The following is a 15404-nucleotide window of genomic DNA, read 5'->3' on the forward strand; positions in this document are numbered from 1 at the left end:
TTGAGAAAGTTAGTGGGATCACACTACGGCTTTGTACGCATGCCGCACAGTGGAGCCTATTAGCCGAAAATATGGGTTCCACATGAAACAACTTATCGCTGAGCTGGCCTATCAAATCCTGATCGAACTATTCAGTCAGCTGCTATTGCGTCTTGCTGAATGGCTTGCGGTAATACCGTAGCTTTGAATCATGCGGCTTCGGAATGAGTCGCTACTACACGCCATGGGTCGTTTGCTCTGGCCAGTGCAGCCATCGGCGGCGGGCTGACACTATTGCCGCACATATGCACCTGCCGTGTTTTGGTGAAGGGCTTGCCGTCGGCGCCGTGGCTGATGATGTAGTCGCCCGGGAAGCCCTGGGCCTTGTACAGCTCGGCCGGCTGCAACATCCGCAGGCAGATATCGACGATCACATACGGCGTGCCTTTGATGGTCACGGTGACCAGTGCCAGGCGGTCGCGGGTGGTGATAGTCGGTGCTGGCTCATTGGCGCCGCTCACATTCTCGGTGCCGTAATAGCTGATCAGAAAGGCCGCGACCCGCAGCGCACCGGCTTCAACCTCTGGTGAGAGCTGCAGCTCAACCAGCGAACTCTTGCCGCCACCGCCAGCTGTGATGGTGGGTGCCGGTTTGTTCAGGCCCTGGCCAACACTTGCCCCGAACTGACGCTCAAGGAATGCCGTCATCAGCCCGTGATGGGTGCCGCCTGCACTGATGGTGTGCAGCGGATCGTTCACGTTCCTGGCATCGCAGTTGCCGCGCAAGTGCACCAGATTTGCGGTGACCAGTTGTTGCTGGCTACCGGTGTTGGTCACGGTGGTCATCGGGTCGGTGATGCTTTTCGCGGCTGTTGTGTTGAAGCCGCCATTCATCTGGGCCATGAATACAGTAGCGATGGACTGACCGCCGCTGCTAGCTGTAACCGTGACTAACGGGCCGCAGATATCGTTCGCCCCGTGACTACGGCGTTTGCTTTTGCCAGATCCTTCTCCGTGCCCAGCCTGGACTATGCATGCCGATGCGAGTGCATGCTTAGCCCCGCCTGCGACGACTGTACCCAAAGGCTGGTCCAGTCCAGGTACTCGCGGTGATTGGCCAGCTCTCTCCCCGTAACCGGTTTGAACGAGTGTTGGGCTGACTATCGAGAATGCGCCGCCCTTGGGATAGGAGGTCACGGTGCGCAGGGGCTCGTCGGCAGACTGCACGCTTTCCCCGGACCAGTTCGCGATCGGCACGATAAAAGGGTTGGCGGCCTCGAGCACGAACTTGTGCATACCCTTGGCAACACGGCGCAGAGTGGCCGGGGCCAGATCCTTTTTACGGCCAAAGATGCTTTTGCTTGGGATCGACCAGTCAATGCATTCGGCGGCGGTGCGCCATTTCTGCTGGCCCTTAACGGGGTTTTTGGCGTGGGTTGGTTCGGGCCACACGATGGGCTGGCCATCACAACGGGCAATCATAAACAGGCGTTCCCTGCTGGTAGGGGCCCCAAAGTCGCAAGCCTTGATCACCCGCCATTCGACTGCATAGCCCAGGCGCTGCAGCTCGGCGACAAACACCGCCCAGGTCTGGCCGCGACGTTTCGGGTCGGGTACCAGAAATTGCTCGCTGACCGGCACCACTTCACCTGGCTCAGCAGTCCCGCCACCCAGCTTGATGACGCGCCCGGTTGATTTGCAGCGCTTGGCCACCAGCGGCCCCCATTGCAGGATCTGCTTCACGTTCTCAAGGCTGATCACTCGGGGTTGTTTCATGCCTGCCCACTTGAGGCCAATCCACGACAGGTTACGAATTTCGCGCTTGCGGGGCTGCCCACCGGCTGCCTGGCTGTGGTGGGTGCAGTCTGGCGACATATGGAACCAGCCTACGGCCCGTCCACTGCATTCAGTGTCAGGGTCGCCCTCAAACACATCAGTGGTGAAGTGCTTCGCATGCGGGTGGTTGACCGCGTGCATGCTGATCGCTGCAGGGCTGTGGTTTTTGGCGACTGTCACCGCCCGGCCAAGGCCCATTTCCAGCCCGGTACCAGCTCCGCCACCACCGCAGAAAAAGTCCACGACGATCTCATCGTCCTGCTGGTTGAAGCCAAGGCCGTATTGGGTTTTGAAATCGAAAGGGTGTTTCTTTTGTTTTGCGGACATAGGGTGTCCTCGTCGGTATATTGAGACTTAAAATTTGAGTGGAGGGGCAAATGGAAGTGCAAAACACAATTCGGCTATACAATTTTTCAGGAGTGAAATTTGGTCTTGAGAATGTGAAAATGAGACGTCTTAAAATATCTAGACTAATGCAGTTGAATGACCCTTTTGAAATGGCTGGTATAGATTTTGCTAATAAGGAGTTAAGGCGCGGATTCCAAAAACTAAAAGAGTTTTATGCGGAGCGTCTGGGCCTAATATGCCTTAGTCGCTCATACAAGAATCCGGTTCAATGGGCGCATTATGCGGAGCAACACAAGGGAGTTTGCCTTGGTTTTGATGTTCAAACTTCGCTATGCTCTCCAGTTGAGTATGTGCTGGAGCGGTTAAGCTTGCATACTTTCGTAGAGCAAGGCGAAATGGACATGCAAAGGCTTCTCATGGCTTTATGGAGAACTAAGTTTTCACACTGGTCTTATGAAGAAGAAGTCAGGGTTATGCTCATGCTTGATAATTTTCCTTCAGAGGGTGATTTTCATTTTCATCCAATGGATGAGAGATTAAAGCTTAGGCAAGTGATAGTAGGGTGTGAGTCAAAGTTCTCTCGCAGTCAGGTGCATGATGCTCTTGGTGGGGGCTGTGAGGACGTCGAAGTTTTCAAAGTTCGACCCGCCTTCAAGACGTTTAAGCTTGTCCGGAATAGAAATAGTAAGCTTTGGGAGTGATCTCGATGAAGTCGCACAAGTAATCAGTTGCTTTGCGGCCCTCGAGCCTTTCAGGTATGAAATGTACTGCCGCGACTTAGGGTTGCTGCGCCATTCCGAGATATTGATCTGTGCTGCCAAGGTTATGTTGCCGAAGTCCAGATGCTTGGAAGGAGTTACGCTTAGGTCAGCACTAACGGTAACCCCTTCACTGTGCTGGAGCAGGGCAACCATTAGGTAGTCGGTCAGACCTTGCTGATAGTGGGCCAGCAGCACATGTCCGCCAACACTCAGGTTTGATTCCTCCATGAGCTTTTGCAGGTGCTCGACAGCGGTGTGGCTGAATTCGATAAATTCGCCGCCTTCGATATAGGCCTGCAACCAGCCGCTGAAAGGGAAGGCGCCGGACTGGGCGTGGAAGAAACCCCAGGCCTTGCCGGTCTTGGAGTTGTAGGCGACATTCAGGTCGTGCAGCAGGTTTTCGGTGGCCTGAGATTCGGCCAGCTCGGTTTTGCTGACGTGCAGCACGGCTTGAGTGCCGTCTGGCTTCTTGTCGATCTGATGGATGATGCTGTGGCGGATGGGCATGGGTTTACCTCGGGATAGCGCCGCCCTCCGTGACCGGTGGTGGCAATTTGATTTTGGTTGGGGTATTACCGGTGACCGGCATGGAGCCGGATAGGGAGAGATCAATGCTTCAACTAAGTGCGCTGCCGCATTCAAATTTCAGAGATGCTCATAAGGGGGTCGTATTTATGATCCGCTTCAAATCATATGAGAACGGATTCACGGCAATTCTTGAGGTTGACGGGCTGCCCGAGCGAAAGTACGCCGATAAAATCTGGAAGGACCGCGACCAAGCGATATCTGATGTGCGCAACGATGCAATCAAAATGATTGAAGCCGCTCACAAGTAATCGTGTACCTCCGGTTACCGGATCCAGCGAGTAGGATGGGTTATCCAGGTTCGATTATCTCGTCGCCCGGGTCTTTTTGGATAGCGAGCAGGCTTTTATTGCGGAATTCCCGCGCCACAATTTCCGTAGGTTTGAAAACGTGGCGCGGAGGATTCAGCAGCGGCTGGCACTTCGCTGAGCCCATTGCATACAGGTGATGAATCATCAGCGTCATCGCCTCGCCCTGCTTAGTAATGCTTGACCACTCCATCAGGTCAGCCAGGGCCTGGCGGGTGCCGGGACGAACCCTTAGCCTCAATTCCTCTTCGGCATTCGCCACGCGCTTCTTGGCAGTTTTTGCCGAGCGCTCCTGCGGTGTTTTCGCCATGGCCTACCTCTTCAATTCCTCTGGCTGAAAGATCCAGCCAAGTCTGACGTTTGCGCTGGCGCACCTTCGCGCTGATCCGCCTCATGCTGCTTCCCGCTGATCCCAGGCACCCACAGCATCGAAGATGTGAGCAGCCTGCGCTTCATCCAGCGACACCACGGCAGGGATGGCGATCCAGCCTGATGCGACGACATGGTTCGGATTGCACTCAGCCAGCAGCGCTTTGTAAGTTGCCTCAATGACATCGGTCAGATGCTCGGCCAGGTAAACACCTTGAGGGGCGATTTCGACTGACTTCGTGTACCGGGAGCCAGGACGTTCAGTACAAAGGGCGCTGAGGTAAACCGTCCAGCGATGCGGGATGTCGCAGATGGCATCTACAATTTTGCGGCCCGTGATGTTCTTACAGTTCACCCAGTTGATGAGGCCCTGGCGGCCGCTGGGGTCGATGTTCACAACCGCAACGTGATTCGAACTCAGAAGTGCGCGGCACGAGCGTTCAAGCCGAACCCGTAAATTGTGCGGCTTTCGTTTGCTCATAAGGCCTCCGCAAGCCGCCGCAGTGTCTGGCGCTCGGCAGGGGTTGGAGATTTTCGGCGGCGTTTGAGGATGGTGTCTGGGTCTATTTTGACGGAGCGGGCGGGCGGCAATGGCTTGAGCGCGCACCCACCCGCACGGGTTATCTGCCCGCCAGAATTGAAGAAGGCCGCTTTTGCGGCCTCCAGTTGGGCTTGCCTCTCGGCGCTTGCAAGGATCTGGTTATCGATCATGCTGCTTTGCTCCGCAGTTTTTGCTCGTAGCTATCGACCAGTATTTTGAAACTCCAGAGGTCGGATTCGAGCTTTTCGATGTAGTCGTCGTCGCGCTTGAACTCCTGCAACCAGAGCTGGCGGCCGACAGGCTTGAGCAGCGGGCAATACATCCCGATATGCCACCACTTGCGGCCGGTGATCCACATGCAGCCCATCACCTGGTCAAGGATTTCGCTGGCGTCATTGTCGATGTGGTAGGCGCGCAGCTTTTCAGGGGCCAGAAAGCACTTGTACTCCGAGCCACCATCCTCACCGATGAAACCGTCTGCGCTGGCGCCAAATGCGTGGTCGTCAGTTTTAACCAGCCCGACTTGGGTGACGATGAGACCTGTCTGGATTTCATGCTCCATCCGCGCTTCAGGCTCAAGGTCATGGCCCCGGCGCATCTGCCAGGTTTCGAAGCCGTTATCCAGCGGCTTGCCGCCGATGCGCTCTACTGCCAATTGGAAGGCGTAGTTGAGGGCTGCTGATGACGGCTCGCCAACGGTCTCACCATCAAGGGCGCGCTGAACGACTTCTGCCTTTGGGCCTGCCTTGTAACCGGCAATATCGCGTGCAGCGCTTTCGCTGCGTCCCTCCAGAATGGCGGTGACGTATTTCTGTTGCTGAGAGGTCAGGCCGTTCACTTTGGAGCGGGCGGTGCTGAACATGCTGGCCGTGATGACCCCAGCGCGTTCTTGGTGCCAGGCTTCGGAGCCCTGAGTGCAATTGACGATGATCATGGGTTCACCTCTGCAAATTCGATTTCTTCTTCATCGGCCGCGGGTTGAGGCTCGGCGTCAACCGACGCTGCTTTCAGTTCTGTGCCCCGTGCAACTACGGCGGCCTTGAATGCGTCGTAGGAGGCCATGTCTTTGACCTCGTTGATTGCCGCCACACCTGCCTTCCACACCTCCGTCAGCGCCTCGGGCGTTGCCGCGACATTGGCCTGAGCGACCCAGTGTTGAGTCAGGCCGTGATCGACTTGGGGTGTGACTTGGGTTTGCTTGAGCCCTTCATCCGTCTCGGTGTTCAAGTAGTGAATGGCATTTTCGAGTCGGTCGGTTTTCGGCCAATACTTGTAGGCCTGCTTTACACAGGTTTTCTTGGTCATTTCGCCCGGGTCAGTGACCCAAGGGCAAAGCTTTGAGTTGTCCTTGACGTAGGCCTTCCACGCTTCAGAGCGGTCACGGATCGCCATTACCTCGGCCATGCTCATCGGGTGGGTCAGGTAGTCGCCGTCTGAGGTTTTGATCACCACATAGACACCGATGACCATGCCTCTGTCAGGGGCGAATGGCTTGGTTTTATGGGTGGGCGGTTGGTCAACGCCATTGAGCTCGAAGGTGTCGCTTTCATAGACGAGCTTGGCCTGGCCCCAGCGGACTGATCCGGTAGACATGGCCAGATCCATCAGGCCCATATATGAGATATCGAGGCAGATCTTGCCTTTGCGGGGGACGAAGTAAGCCTGCTTTTTGGCGGGGTTCAGGCTGAGGCCGATGGAGGCAATATTGGTGACGGCATCGATCACCGCTTGGCGGTTCTGCAAGGCGACCTTGAGGGTGTAGCTGTTGCCTTCCAGTATCTGAATAGCGAAATTGGCTTCGCGGTCGAAGTTCAGGGAGGGCTCGGCCTGCACGGCCAAAAATGCGTCACGGCAGGCATAGATGTCCTGCGAGACAACTGCCAGATCATTGCTCATAGCGACCTCAGTAGGTGATGGCTATCGCCGGAATCTTGCGTTGAGCGATCAAGGTGACGGCCTGTCGAGCGCATTCATCGGGCATGCCGCCGGCAATAAAAGCGTCCAGAGCGGCACGGTTGATTTTTGCCTTGTGGGCTTTGTCAGCTTCGCGGGCTTTGGCCTGGCGCTCTTCCTCGGCTTTGGCTTCGTTCTGGCGCCGGATTTCATCTTGCCTGGCCTGTTCAACGGCCTGTGCCTGGCGCTGGATGGCGTCGATCCTTTGTTGCTCTGCGCGTTGTTCTGCTGCGAGCCTGTTGATTTCGGCTTGCTCGGCAGCCAGTTGGGCCTGTTCAGTCTGAAGCTGTAGCTGGCGGCGTTGGAGCTCGGCGGCGGCTTCAGCCTCGCGGGCTGCCTGTTCCGATTCGCGCTGTCGTGCAGCAGCCTGGTCGATCAGGTCTTGCTCACGCTTTGCTGCTGCATCACGTTCGGCCTGGGCATCGGCGGCGGCTTTGGCCGTGGCTCGTTCTTCGGCTTCGCGGGCGATTTGGGTGTCTCGATCGCGTTGTGCCTGCGCCTCGGCCTCGGCGCGTAAACGCACCAGCTCGGCCTGTTCGGCTTCGTGTCTTGCGCGCTCGGTATGCAAGCTGCGCAGCTTGGCCAGGGTTTGATCTTTCGCCTGAGCCGCCTTGGCAAGGAACTCATCCCAGCTGTCGTCGAGTGCGATCAATTCCAGATCAGCGATGATCTTCGCTACAGCTGCAGCAGCCGGGGTTTCAGCAAAGAGAACCATGTCTTTGATGCGCTGAATGCTGTCCGTGTGGGCAGCTGTACGCTTGTCTTCGGTGGCCTGCCAATCATCAAGCGGTTTACGAACCTCTTTTTGCCATGCCTCCAGGGTGTCCCATACGCGCTTGCGCTCGGCGTCGATTTTCTTCGGGATTTCCTTCTGCTCGGCGGAGATCTGTTTGCCCAGGGTGTCCAGGGCGTTTTTCGTCTTGGCGATCTTGTGAGCCATAGATGCGTACTGCTGCCGGCCTTTGGCCGTGGTCAGTTCAGGCAGAACTCTGTTGAACGCATCCACTTCAGCTCGGACGGTCTGCAGCCATGGTTCAAGGCCGTTAGGTGTGCTGTAGACGGAGAGGGCGGTTTCTTGTGGCGGTACGACCGCCAGTTGTTGATCTGCGGACATGGGGAATCCTTGCCGCGTTGCTCGCAGCGATTGGAGGTGTTGGTTATTGGGGGATTCGATCAGTCAGAGCGCCGAGCAGCATCAAGAGGGTGAAGATGGCAATAACTGGAGCTGAGCCGCGCCAGAACGCCAAGCGGCGTTGTCGTTGACGTGCTGTCACGCGGCATCCTCTCGACGCTCAAACCTATCGGCCGCAGCGTCTGCTGCCAGTTCTTCGGCGCGGGCTTCGCCGTAAGCATTGGCCCAAGGTCGAATCAGTGCCTCGGCAACATCGTGCAAGGCTGTCGGGTGATGCTTGGCCTTTGGCGTGCCCAGGGCCGAGCAGGCCAGGTCGTAAGCCTTGCCATGAACGCGGCGCCCGCCGGCAACGATTTCGCAAATCATCTGCTCGATCGGATATTCACGGTTGTCAGTCAGCAGCGGAGCGATGTGCTCCTGTGCGCCAAGGTGTTCGGCCAGCGCTTCGTAAAGTGACTGCGGTGTAACCAAGGCAACTGGTTTGCCGAAGGGGCGCGGCGCCGTGATGGCATCGCCGCAGATCAGGCTGTTGATGGCGTCGTGAAGCCAGTCCGGGCCTTCTACGGTATCCAGAAAGTCAGTCATGGTAGTTACTCCTGCTCGAGTTTACGGGCAAGGGCGCAGGCGGCGTTATGCTCGCGGCGAAAGCCCTTCACCTTGCCGGTACCGGTATCGACGATGTGGAAGAACTCGCCACTGACTGGCACTACCCGGTAGCGCGGGGCGTTCTTCGGTGAGGTGGAGCCTGCAAGCCCGAGGCGGAGCGCGACGGACATATTGCGACGCTGGTTTATTGCGAGCGCTACATCACAGTAAGCGCGTTTACTTGGGTTCATGGTCGCCTCCAGGCGTAAACCGCATTAGCCAGATGCCAGGCACGGGTGACCAAACCCAGCCGTGAGACTGGCCTGGCATCTGCTAATGCGGTCTAAAAGGATGGGTGATAGATTCGGTGAACCGTACAGAGCAGGAGCTGAGCAATGTCTACCGACGAATATCGCTATGTAGCTTCATGTCAGGCATGCGGTCGTGAAGGAGTTGAAGTTCGGCGATCGGATGAGTCGGCAAACGAAACAAGCGAGTGGATAGGCTTTATAAATGAGCATGCCGACCCAGATTTGGTGCATCGCAAAAGAGTTGCCCGGATCCGAGCTGCCTGCAAATGCGGGAGTCGAGATATAGTTCGTGGAGAACGTCTTACGGGCTAAGCACTGAAGTGCCGGTTACGTCACCGGTGCCGAGTTCCACGGCCGTCTTCAGTTCATCCCGACTTGAGTGCACTCTCGGTCAGGAGATTTGATGCTGGTGGGCGGTTATAGGCCGCGATTTCGTCCGCATCCCGCTGCCCACTCACTGAATGGGCAGAAGTGATGCTGCGGGATCAAGCCGCGCTTTTAGGTTCGCGCTCCGCCTGAATACGTTGGTAAATCTCTTCCCGGTGAACCGCCACATCCAGCGGGGCGACGATGCCGAGTTTCACTTGCTGCCCGCACACGCTCAGTACCTGAATGCTGATGTCGTCGTTGATGCGGATGGTTTCGCCTACGCGGCGGGTAAGTATCAACATGGTCCTTCTCCTTGTTTGATTTCCCGTCAGGCCCTCATGTGAAGGCCTGCAAGGGAAAGCGTCATTCGGGTATTCGTATGGGCGCTTGGTCGATAATTGTGATCGACCCCCGGTCAGTGACTGCTACCCGACCGGTGATTCCCGGGTTTAACTCGGCAAGGCGAGGGTGAGTTTTGAACTCGACAACCCGCCCTGTGCGTTCACCCAGGCCTAGGTGAATCAGGTCGCCCACCTTGATTTCACTGCCGCGTTTCGTTGGCATTTCAAATACTCCGGTGATTTTCCCAATGCACCCGGGTGCCCAGGTGCATCAGTGAAAAATTCCGTTTGCACAGGCCGACGTTCGCTTTCACGTCGACTCCCTTCGGGCCTTTGGCCGTCAAGTAGTCACGCGCTTCTCCAGCGCGCCCTCCGAATGAGGTCTCCTGTGCCCAGCGCCGACATGAGGTCGAATCGCTGCGTACCGTTGCGCGGTACGTCCGCTGGCTATGCATCGGCCAGCTCGGCGTCCATCAGGTTGTTAAAGAGCGGCGCGGCTTTCGCTGCTGGGCCTGTGTTGCTGGGCTTGAAAGCAAATATGTACTAATGGTTCACTAAAAACAAGAACCAAAAGTACATATTTTTATTTGGGGCGTAAAAAAGCCCGCACGGGGCGGGCTTCTAAATGCAAATTTTAAGAGCTCAGGTCTTTCTCATTTCCTCGATATTGCCATGTACGCCTTTCTCAACGAATCGCCTCAGTACTTCACCTGTCTCTGTTCTGGAGAGAAAAGGACCAATCCTGACAAAGGCCTCAGAAGCAGGCATAGAGGGCATCATTAGGTGTTCGGCAGTAGCGGTAGCTCGCTTGCACTCGAGCTCATTTTTGCAGGAAAAAGCCAGGCACCAATGAGTGGTCGCCATATTGCTGACAGGCTTGAATTTGCCGCAGACAGAATCCCGGTAAATTATTTCGGAGTAGGTAGTGTGCTGATCTCGCAAAAGAACTTGAGCGTGCTTCGCCTGATCCTTGGTTGCGAAAGGGCCAGCGGCAATGGCAGTGCCATTCATAGAAACGACGGGCATGTCAAGTTCAGCAATAGCCTGCCTCGCTTGATCCTGGGCCTCTCCAGCCATTAACAAACAAGGGAGTGGGCACGGCTTCAACGATTGCCCCGCAATGCTTGCATTTGATAGCCGCATTTTTGATTGTTTCGGCGCAAAGAGGGTAGTGCCGCGAATCTTACTCGGAAACCTCTGCATGGCCTGAGGTCGACCCTTTATCTCCCACCAGCATCATCAGTAGACCGGCCAGCGCGATTATGCCGCCGCCGATCGTATATACCTGGCGGTCAGCCATCAGCCCGAGATTATTGACTCTGCCACCGGCACCGGTGGCAACAGATACATCCATGCTTAGCGCGAATACAACCCAGCAGATGCCCGCTACAAATGCAAAAATACCGACCCCTTTCATTTAAGTTTTTACCTAAATAAAGTCCGAACTGTACCATTAATGGTGCGGGTCACCATTGAGTGGGGTAAGTAGAAAATAGCAGCAACAAAAACTGCCTATTGGAAAGGCGTTAGAGGGGTGTTGATGGTAGAAAGGAAGGATCTAATGTATGTCGATTCAGTTTCTAAAATTTACAATTATAAAAATAGCTCTTGCATTATCATAGAGGTTGTAAATGCTTGAGAGGAATATGGTAATTAGTAGGCACTCTGAAACTGTTTTGGTATGCAAGCTAAAGTTTTGAAGAGTTAGTGAGTGGAGAGTTGTTAAAGTGGCAATTGCTGCTGCAATTAATAATACCTGCTCTATGGCTGATCTTCGAAATGCGTTTATGGTTAGGTCGAAGTTTGCGCCATTCTTTTCGATGATTTCACGCATGCGACTAAGAACAATGCCAGCACTTGCTGTGTTTATAGCAAGTAAGGTGATTTGCAGGTTTATGAGATTTGCATCAAGAAATTTCATTAGGTATGGAGATTCCAGCCAGCTAGATAAAAACCTACTAGTTACCCCCAGTATGATCATTAGTGAAATGGTTTTGATGGTATCTATCACTGGGTAAACCTCTCGAGGAATAGAAATAGTCCGTCTTTCGTAAGATTATCAACTGTGAACTCATCAATCTCAAGAGTTTTAATTTCTGTATTGGTCTGTATTTTTTGCCTAACACCTTGTACTTTAATACTGATGTTGCCACCGCCCTGAGCTGCATACTCAACAAGACCAGATACAACTCGATTGGACTCGCCTAGCTCAAGGCTAGCTCCGCGATCGGAGTTTAGCTCCACGTTTGTTCTGTGCGAGTTGGTTTCTTCATTTATTGTTTTTAGATCAATTGTTAAGCATTTTGATATGTTTGACATGTTTGGCGAGATCAGCTCAAACTTTACCGACGATATTTCATGCTCGTGCCGTGAGACTATATCCCAAAAATCTTTCTTATCAAAAATAGGTTTGATGTGCATGGTCAGCTGGCGAGCGCGCAGGGAGTGCTCTAGATTTCTTTGCAGAAGTTTGCACACTACACCTGTACTGGAAAAAGCCTTTGTGTTTCTTGAAATCGCAATAGTTTGAATTTCTGGATTGTTATTAACTATTACAGTGATGTGTGGCCAGCTATCGATAGTTGATTTTTTAAGGTCTGTGGTCCCTATCTCAACGTGCTTCTTTGCACCTATTTTAAACGCAATCCAGTCACCGCCAATAGGTATGTTTTTTTGGATGATGTCAAAGCTTTTGTGATTAATTTTTATTATGCTGTTTAGGATGTCACCAAAAATTTCGTTCTTTTTTTCTTTGAGTTTTTCAATGGATAGCTTGTCAATATAAAGATCATCATGCAGATTTTGGCTTATTGGCAAAAGTTGAAATCTATAAAGATCAAATGTAAGTTTCTTGTATTCCATTACGGCGATAGCTCATCTTGATTAAGGTTGTGGAAGACTCTATAAAATCATCCGTGCAAAATTTATTGCGGTCACATTCCCATAGTCTCGCCTTCGAACCCATACTCATTTGACAGGCGTTTCCAGGTAGACTCGCAGCTCATTGGTTATACCTAGTGAGGGGCATGGGGGAAGGATCCTGTAGGGCGGCATATGAGAAGCTGTCTTGACGACCTACTTTATCTTCTTGGGCTTGCCTTCACCTTCCATTAGCGTGGCGAACTGCTTCCAAGTCAGCCGGTGCTTATTGACGCTGTTCCCGGCAGGTACCCATTCAAGATTTCCCTTGCTTATCAGGATGGTCCCCAGCTTCGAACCGCCAGCTTTAACCTCGACTTCGACATCTTTGCTCAGCACGATTTTTTGGTGAAGGTTGATGCTAACTTCGTGAGCCATTTGGCTTCCTTATTGTGTGGGACTGTTAAGTTTATAGTAACCGGGTTGGTTTTGGGTGAAAGCGAGAGACTAGATATAGCGGTAATCTTAGGCCAAGGCAGAGTCTTACAAATCCCCACCGCGCCATATGACTCGGCCCAAAATGCGGTGTTCGTTTATTTCTTCGTCTGACAGCTCTCGGTTTGGGTATTTGGCCTTGTCCGGGTTGTCACTGGAGATGATCCAGCCGCCATCACTGGAGGCAATCAAACGTTTCACTATGCTGCCCTCCAGATTGCCCATCACAAAAATCTGGCCATCTGACGGCTCGATACGAGACTCATCGACCAGCAGCACATCGTGGTGATTGATCGTTGGCCACATGCTGTCGCCGTGGGCATAGATGACTTTGAGGTTTTTCGCTTTAACGCCTTTAGCCCGCAACCATTCGGTTTTGAACGCGAGAGTGTTGCGTAGAACGACGTGCACGTTGTCAAAGCCAGTGCCGGCAGCCGCTCTCGCGTCGTACTGGTCAATGAAGGTGTATTGCCCTTCAAGATCGTCAGTGAAATCGCACGGCATCAATGACTGAGGTGACGGAATTGTTTGTGCTGCAGGAGAGGGCTGTTGGTTTTCTTTGGCAGACTCCCCAGGCCCGGGGCCCGATCCGTGCTGCAACCATTCAACCTTCACGTCGAGAGCATTCGCAAGGGCCAGCATCTTGGCGGCTCCAGGGATGGATTCACCGTTCATCCATTTACTGGCAGCTTTAGGTGTGACATTCGCCATTTTCGCCAGACGAGCGCCTGCCCCCCATTGCGGGATTTCTTTTGCCTCTAAGGCTTTCTTAAGGCGAGCGACAAAGGCTGCCCTTAAATCTTCTATATGAACCATAGGTTCAATATCGCATGAGCTTGCATGTACTTTCAGTTCCGACTTAATATGTACTGACAGTTCATATTTAGGGCCGGAGGGCCACGCCATGAGCGCTCTCAAAGAATCAATCACCAGGGTAGGAGGGGTCGCTAAGGCTTCTGCAATTTGCGGGGTCAGCCAGCGAGCCATCTACAAATGGATCGCTGCTGATTCTCTACCTCGTACTGAGTACTCAGGTGAAACCCGCTACGCCCATCTGCTGGCTGCTGCGTCTTCTTGGCAATTCACAGCCGAGTGGCTCCTTTCCGAAGCAATGCCAGGGCAGGCACTAAAACTTGCCAGCTAGTCGATTTCCCTGTCCGCCGATCCAATTAGCAAATTTTCTCCTACCCACTGGCAGGGCACCACGGAAACAGAACAGAGGTTTTACGAATGGAAGATTTTCTGCGGGCTTGCCAGAACGCTGTTCTGGATAACGAGGCGAAAACGCTGGCGGCAAAGATGGGTGTTGCGCATGTGAGCCTGCTCCAGCGCGCAAACCCGGATAACGACGCTCATCACCTGACTGTCGAGCATTTGTTCGGGATCTTGCTGCATACCGGCGACATGCGCCCATTGATGGCCCTGGCAGATGAGTTTGGCTTTGACCTGGTCCAGAAGACGCCACCGAAGGCCCAAGCACTTGCAACCTCCTTGGCCGACGTAGGCAAAGAAGTGGCTGAACTAACTATTGCCGTGCACGCGGCGCTTGAAGACAACCACGTCAGCAGCATTGAAAGGGCCCTTATCCGAAAGGAAATCAGCCATGTCCGGGTAGGCCTGGACGTCATGGAAGCATCGGTCAGGGCTGCCTGATTTTTCCGCGCATGCGCGGATCAGTGCCCTTCGGGTTCGCACTATCTAGATAAGCGGACCCGAAACGCAGGCACAAAAAAGCCGAAGGTCGAGGTCGGCTGATTCATTAACACTTTGCGAGGCCGATTATATGCAAACCCAGCCACATATCAATCCCCCCAATATTGTTGCGCCACGTTTTCCGCAATCTGAAAACCTGGCGCGCAATTTCTCAGTTATTCCGTTCGACTTCGACGGCGCCGCAATCCGGGTTATCAGCGACAAACTCGGCAATCCGTGGTTTGTCGCCCGCGACGTAGCCGATGCTCTGGGCTACTCCAAGCCAGAGAATGCTGTAGCCCGCCATTGCAAGGCTGCGACCACTACCCCGAAACAGGGTGGTGGTTTCATGACGATCATCCCGGAGCGTGACTTGTACCGCCTAGTTATGAAATCGAAGCTCCCGGCTGCTGAGAGGTTCGAAGAGTGGGTTGTGGGTCAGGTCCTGCCGAGCATTCGCAAGACCGGCAGCTTCTGCGCACAGGGCCCGAATAATTCCAAGATCGTCGGGGAGCTGGCAATCCTGGAATGCTTCGACCGCCTGCTGAAACCGGCACCTTCCAGCAAGATGATGATGCTGGCTCAGATTGCCGCTAACAACGGTCTTGATGCCAAGTTCCTGCCCGGCTACGCCGTGGACGCCGCATCAGATGCCACTGGCGGCAGCTCGATGCCAACCAAGGCCATTACTGCGCTGATCAAAGAGAACGGAATCAGCAGCACAGCAGCTGCTTTCAATCGCGCATTAGCCGCTCACGGCTTCCTGAAAACGCTGACTCGCGTGAACTCAAAGCATGAAACCGTGGAGTTCTGGGGCGTTACTGACAAGGGGCTCAAGTTCGGTAAAAACCTGACCAGGCCGCAATGCCCCCGCGAAACGCAGCCTCACTGGTACGTAGATCGCTTCCTTGAATTGGCCGCACTGGTCGGGAAGGTGTGAC

The 15404-nt window shown here is 54.1% G+C and carries 20 protein-coding genes and 1 pseudogene; 4 read left to right on the forward strand and 17 right to left on the reverse strand.

All coding sequences use genetic code 11. The features are described 5' to 3' along the window. Positions 1–188: 188 nt before the first annotated feature. Positions 189–2141 (reverse strand): DNA cytosine methyltransferase, encoded by a 1953-nt coding sequence (locus tag BFC21_RS01760; RefSeq protein ID WP_120265551.1) that lies wholly within the window; start codon positions 2139–2141, stop codon positions 189–191. A 170-nt stretch (positions 2142–2311) separates the two neighbouring features. On the opposite strand from BFC21_RS01760, the gene BFC21_RS27740 reads away from it, so the two are divergent. Continuing rightward, positions 2312–2863, forward strand: coding sequence for a DUF2971 domain-containing protein (locus BFC21_RS27740; RefSeq protein ID WP_371914958.1), 552 nt, complete (start codon positions 2312–2314; stop codon positions 2861–2863). 4 nt (positions 2864–2867) lie between these two features. On the opposite strand, the pseudogene BFC21_RS01770 reads toward BFC21_RS27740, so the two are convergent. Beyond that, positions 2868–3430, reverse strand: a pseudogene (locus tag BFC21_RS01770) (nucleoid-associated protein); the annotation flags it as partial. A 104-nt stretch (positions 3431–3534) separates the two neighbouring features. On the opposite strand from BFC21_RS01770, the gene BFC21_RS01775 reads away from it, so the two are divergent. Further along, a complete protein-coding gene (locus BFC21_RS01775) occupies positions 3535–3759 on the forward strand; it encodes a hypothetical protein (protein ID WP_120265554.1) in 225 nt (74 codons plus the stop codon). A gap of 40 nt (positions 3760–3799) precedes the next feature. Here BFC21_RS01775 and BFC21_RS01780 read toward each other — a convergent pair whose 3' ends face one another. From BFC21_RS01780 to BFC21_RS01855, 15 genes are all read right to left on the reverse strand, one after another. Continuing rightward, complete coding sequence (locus BFC21_RS01780) at positions 3800–4126, reverse strand: hypothetical protein (protein WP_120265555.1); 327 nt, start codon at positions 4124–4126, stop codon at positions 3800–3802. Positions 4127–4207: 81 nt separating this feature from the next. Beyond that, positions 4208–4666 (reverse strand): hypothetical protein, encoded by a 459-nt coding sequence (locus BFC21_RS01785; protein ID WP_120265556.1) that lies wholly within the window; start codon positions 4664–4666, stop codon positions 4208–4210. After that, on the reverse strand, positions 4663–4896 hold the full coding sequence (locus BFC21_RS01790) for a hypothetical protein (protein ID WP_120265557.1): 234 nt from the start codon (positions 4894–4896) through the stop codon (positions 4663–4665). The genes BFC21_RS01785 and BFC21_RS01790 overlap by 4 nt, the downstream gene beginning before the upstream one ends. After that, positions 4893–5660 carry a lambda exonuclease family protein gene (locus BFC21_RS01795; protein WP_120265558.1) on the reverse strand — a complete coding sequence of 256 codons (768 nt, stop codon included), beginning with the start codon at positions 5658–5660 and terminating at the stop codon, positions 4893–4895. Before BFC21_RS01795 ends, BFC21_RS01790 begins: the two co-directional genes overlap by 4 nt. Further along, positions 5657–6622, reverse strand: coding sequence for a recombinase RecT (locus BFC21_RS01800; RefSeq protein ID WP_120265559.1), 966 nt, complete (start codon positions 6620–6622; stop codon positions 5657–5659). Before BFC21_RS01800 ends, BFC21_RS01795 begins: the two co-directional genes overlap by 4 nt. A 7-nt stretch (positions 6623–6629) precedes the next feature. Then, positions 6630–7793 (reverse strand): hypothetical protein, encoded by a 1164-nt coding sequence (locus BFC21_RS01805; protein WP_120265560.1) that lies wholly within the window; start codon positions 7791–7793, stop codon positions 6630–6632. A 156-nt stretch (positions 7794–7949) separates the two neighbouring features. Then, a complete protein-coding gene (locus BFC21_RS01810) occupies positions 7950–8396 on the reverse strand; it encodes a hypothetical protein (RefSeq protein WP_120265561.1) in 447 nt (148 codons plus the stop codon). Between the two features lie 5 nt (positions 8397–8401). Further along, positions 8402–8647 carry a hypothetical protein gene (locus BFC21_RS01815; protein WP_120265562.1) on the reverse strand — a complete coding sequence of 82 codons (246 nt, stop codon included), beginning with the start codon at positions 8645–8647 and terminating at the stop codon, positions 8402–8404. Between the two features lie 545 nt (positions 8648–9192). Further along, positions 9193–9378, reverse strand: coding sequence for a carbon storage regulator CsrA (gene csrA / locus BFC21_RS01820; RefSeq protein WP_120265563.1), 186 nt, complete (start codon positions 9376–9378; stop codon positions 9193–9195). A 681-nt stretch (positions 9379–10059) separates the two neighbouring features. Further along, positions 10060–10443 carry a hypothetical protein gene (locus tag BFC21_RS01830; protein ID WP_162939272.1) on the reverse strand — a complete coding sequence of 128 codons (384 nt, stop codon included), beginning with the start codon at positions 10441–10443 and terminating at the stop codon, positions 10060–10062. 157 nt (positions 10444–10600) lie between these two features. After that, entirely contained in the window at positions 10601–10834 is a 234-nt protein-coding gene (locus BFC21_RS01835) for a hypothetical protein (protein ID WP_120265566.1), read from the reverse strand. A 156-nt stretch (positions 10835–10990) separates the two neighbouring features. Beyond that, positions 10991–11338: a hypothetical protein gene (locus tag BFC21_RS01840; protein ID WP_120265567.1), complete on the reverse strand. Its 348-nt coding sequence runs from the start codon at positions 11336–11338 to the stop codon at positions 10991–10993. An 86-nt stretch (positions 11339–11424) separates the two neighbouring features. Beyond that, positions 11425–12279: a hypothetical protein gene (locus BFC21_RS01845; protein WP_120265568.1), complete on the reverse strand. Its 855-nt coding sequence runs from the start codon at positions 12277–12279 to the stop codon at positions 11425–11427. Positions 12280–12492: 213 nt separating this feature from the next. After that, a complete protein-coding gene (locus tag BFC21_RS01850) occupies positions 12493–12714 on the reverse strand; it encodes a hypothetical protein (RefSeq protein ID WP_120265569.1) in 222 nt (73 codons plus the stop codon). 105 nt (positions 12715–12819) lie between these two features. Further along, a complete protein-coding gene (locus BFC21_RS01855; protein ID WP_256557620.1) occupies positions 12820–13758 on the reverse strand; it encodes a S24 family peptidase in 939 nt (312 codons plus the stop codon). A 243-nt stretch (positions 13759–14001) separates the two neighbouring features. Between BFC21_RS01855 and BFC21_RS01865 the strand changes: the two genes are divergently transcribed. Next, on the forward strand, positions 14002–14424 hold the full coding sequence (locus BFC21_RS01865) for a phage regulatory CII family protein (RefSeq protein ID WP_120265570.1): 423 nt from the start codon (positions 14002–14004) through the stop codon (positions 14422–14424). Positions 14425–14554: 130 nt separating this feature from the next. Beyond that, complete coding sequence (locus tag BFC21_RS01870) at positions 14555–15403, forward strand: BRO family protein (RefSeq protein ID WP_120265571.1); 849 nt, start codon at positions 14555–14557, stop codon at positions 15401–15403. The last annotated feature ends 1 nt before the right edge of the window (position 15404 follow it).

The sequence above is a fragment of the Pseudomonas sp. TMW 2.1634 genome (genome assembly GCF_001703595.1).
Classification (GTDB): domain Bacteria; phylum Pseudomonadota; class Gammaproteobacteria; order Pseudomonadales; family Pseudomonadaceae; genus Aquipseudomonas; species Aquipseudomonas fragi.

Excerpts from the sequence above, each read along its gene's own strand:
- BFC21_RS01760 (WP_120265551.1), bottom strand. The coding sequence starts at position 2,141 with ATGTCCGCAAAACAAAAGAAACACCCTTTCGATTTCAAAACCCAATAC.
- BFC21_RS27740 (WP_371914958.1), top strand. The coding sequence starts at position 2,312 with ATGGCTGGTATAGATTTTGCTAATAAGGAGTTAAGGCGCGGATTCCAA.
- BFC21_RS01775 (WP_120265554.1), top strand. The coding sequence starts at position 3,535 with ATGCTTCAACTAAGTGCGCTGCCGCATTCAAATTTCAGAGATGCTCAT.
- BFC21_RS01780 (WP_120265555.1), bottom strand. The coding sequence starts at position 4,126 with ATGGCGAAAACACCGCAGGAGCGCTCGGCAAAAACTGCCAAGAAGCGC.
- BFC21_RS01785 (WP_120265556.1), bottom strand. The coding sequence starts at position 4,666 with ATGAGCAAACGAAAGCCGCACAATTTACGGGTTCGGCTTGAACGCTCG.
- BFC21_RS01790 (WP_120265557.1), bottom strand. The coding sequence starts at position 4,896 with ATGATCGATAACCAGATCCTTGCAAGCGCCGAGAGGCAAGCCCAACTG.
- BFC21_RS01795 (WP_120265558.1), bottom strand. The coding sequence starts at position 5,660 with ATGATCATCGTCAATTGCACTCAGGGCTCCGAAGCCTGGCACCAAGAA.
- BFC21_RS01800 (WP_120265559.1), bottom strand. The coding sequence starts at position 6,622 with ATGAGCAATGATCTGGCAGTTGTCTCGCAGGACATCTATGCCTGCCGT.
- BFC21_RS01805 (WP_120265560.1), bottom strand. The coding sequence starts at position 7,793 with ATGTCCGCAGATCAACAACTGGCGGTCGTACCGCCACAAGAAACCGCC.
- BFC21_RS01810 (WP_120265561.1), bottom strand. The coding sequence starts at position 8,396 with ATGACTGACTTTCTGGATACCGTAGAAGGCCCGGACTGGCTTCACGAC.
- BFC21_RS01815 (WP_120265562.1), bottom strand. The coding sequence starts at position 8,647 with ATGAACCCAAGTAAACGCGCTTACTGTGATGTAGCGCTCGCAATAAAC.
- csrA (WP_120265563.1), bottom strand. The coding sequence starts at position 9,378 with ATGTTGATACTTACCCGCCGCGTAGGCGAAACCATCCGCATCAACGAC.
- BFC21_RS01830 (WP_162939272.1), bottom strand. The coding sequence starts at position 10,443 with ATGCCCGTCGTTTCTATGAATGGCACTGCCATTGCCGCTGGCCCTTTC.
- BFC21_RS01835 (WP_120265566.1), bottom strand. The coding sequence starts at position 10,834 with ATGAAAGGGGTCGGTATTTTTGCATTTGTAGCGGGCATCTGCTGGGTT.
- BFC21_RS01840 (WP_120265567.1), bottom strand. The coding sequence starts at position 11,338 with ATGAAATTTCTTGATGCAAATCTCATAAACCTGCAAATCACCTTACTT.
- BFC21_RS01845 (WP_120265568.1), bottom strand. The coding sequence starts at position 12,279 with ATGGAATACAAGAAACTTACATTTGATCTTTATAGATTTCAACTTTTG.
- BFC21_RS01850 (WP_120265569.1), bottom strand. The coding sequence starts at position 12,714 with ATGGCTCACGAAGTTAGCATCAACCTTCACCAAAAAATCGTGCTGAGC.
- BFC21_RS01855 (WP_256557620.1), bottom strand. The coding sequence starts at position 13,758 with ATGGCTCGCTGGCTGACCCCGCAAATTGCAGAAGCCTTAGCGACCCCT.
- BFC21_RS01865 (WP_120265570.1), top strand. The coding sequence starts at position 14,002 with ATGGAAGATTTTCTGCGGGCTTGCCAGAACGCTGTTCTGGATAACGAG.
- BFC21_RS01870 (WP_120265571.1), top strand. The coding sequence starts at position 14,555 with ATGCAAACCCAGCCACATATCAATCCCCCCAATATTGTTGCGCCACGT.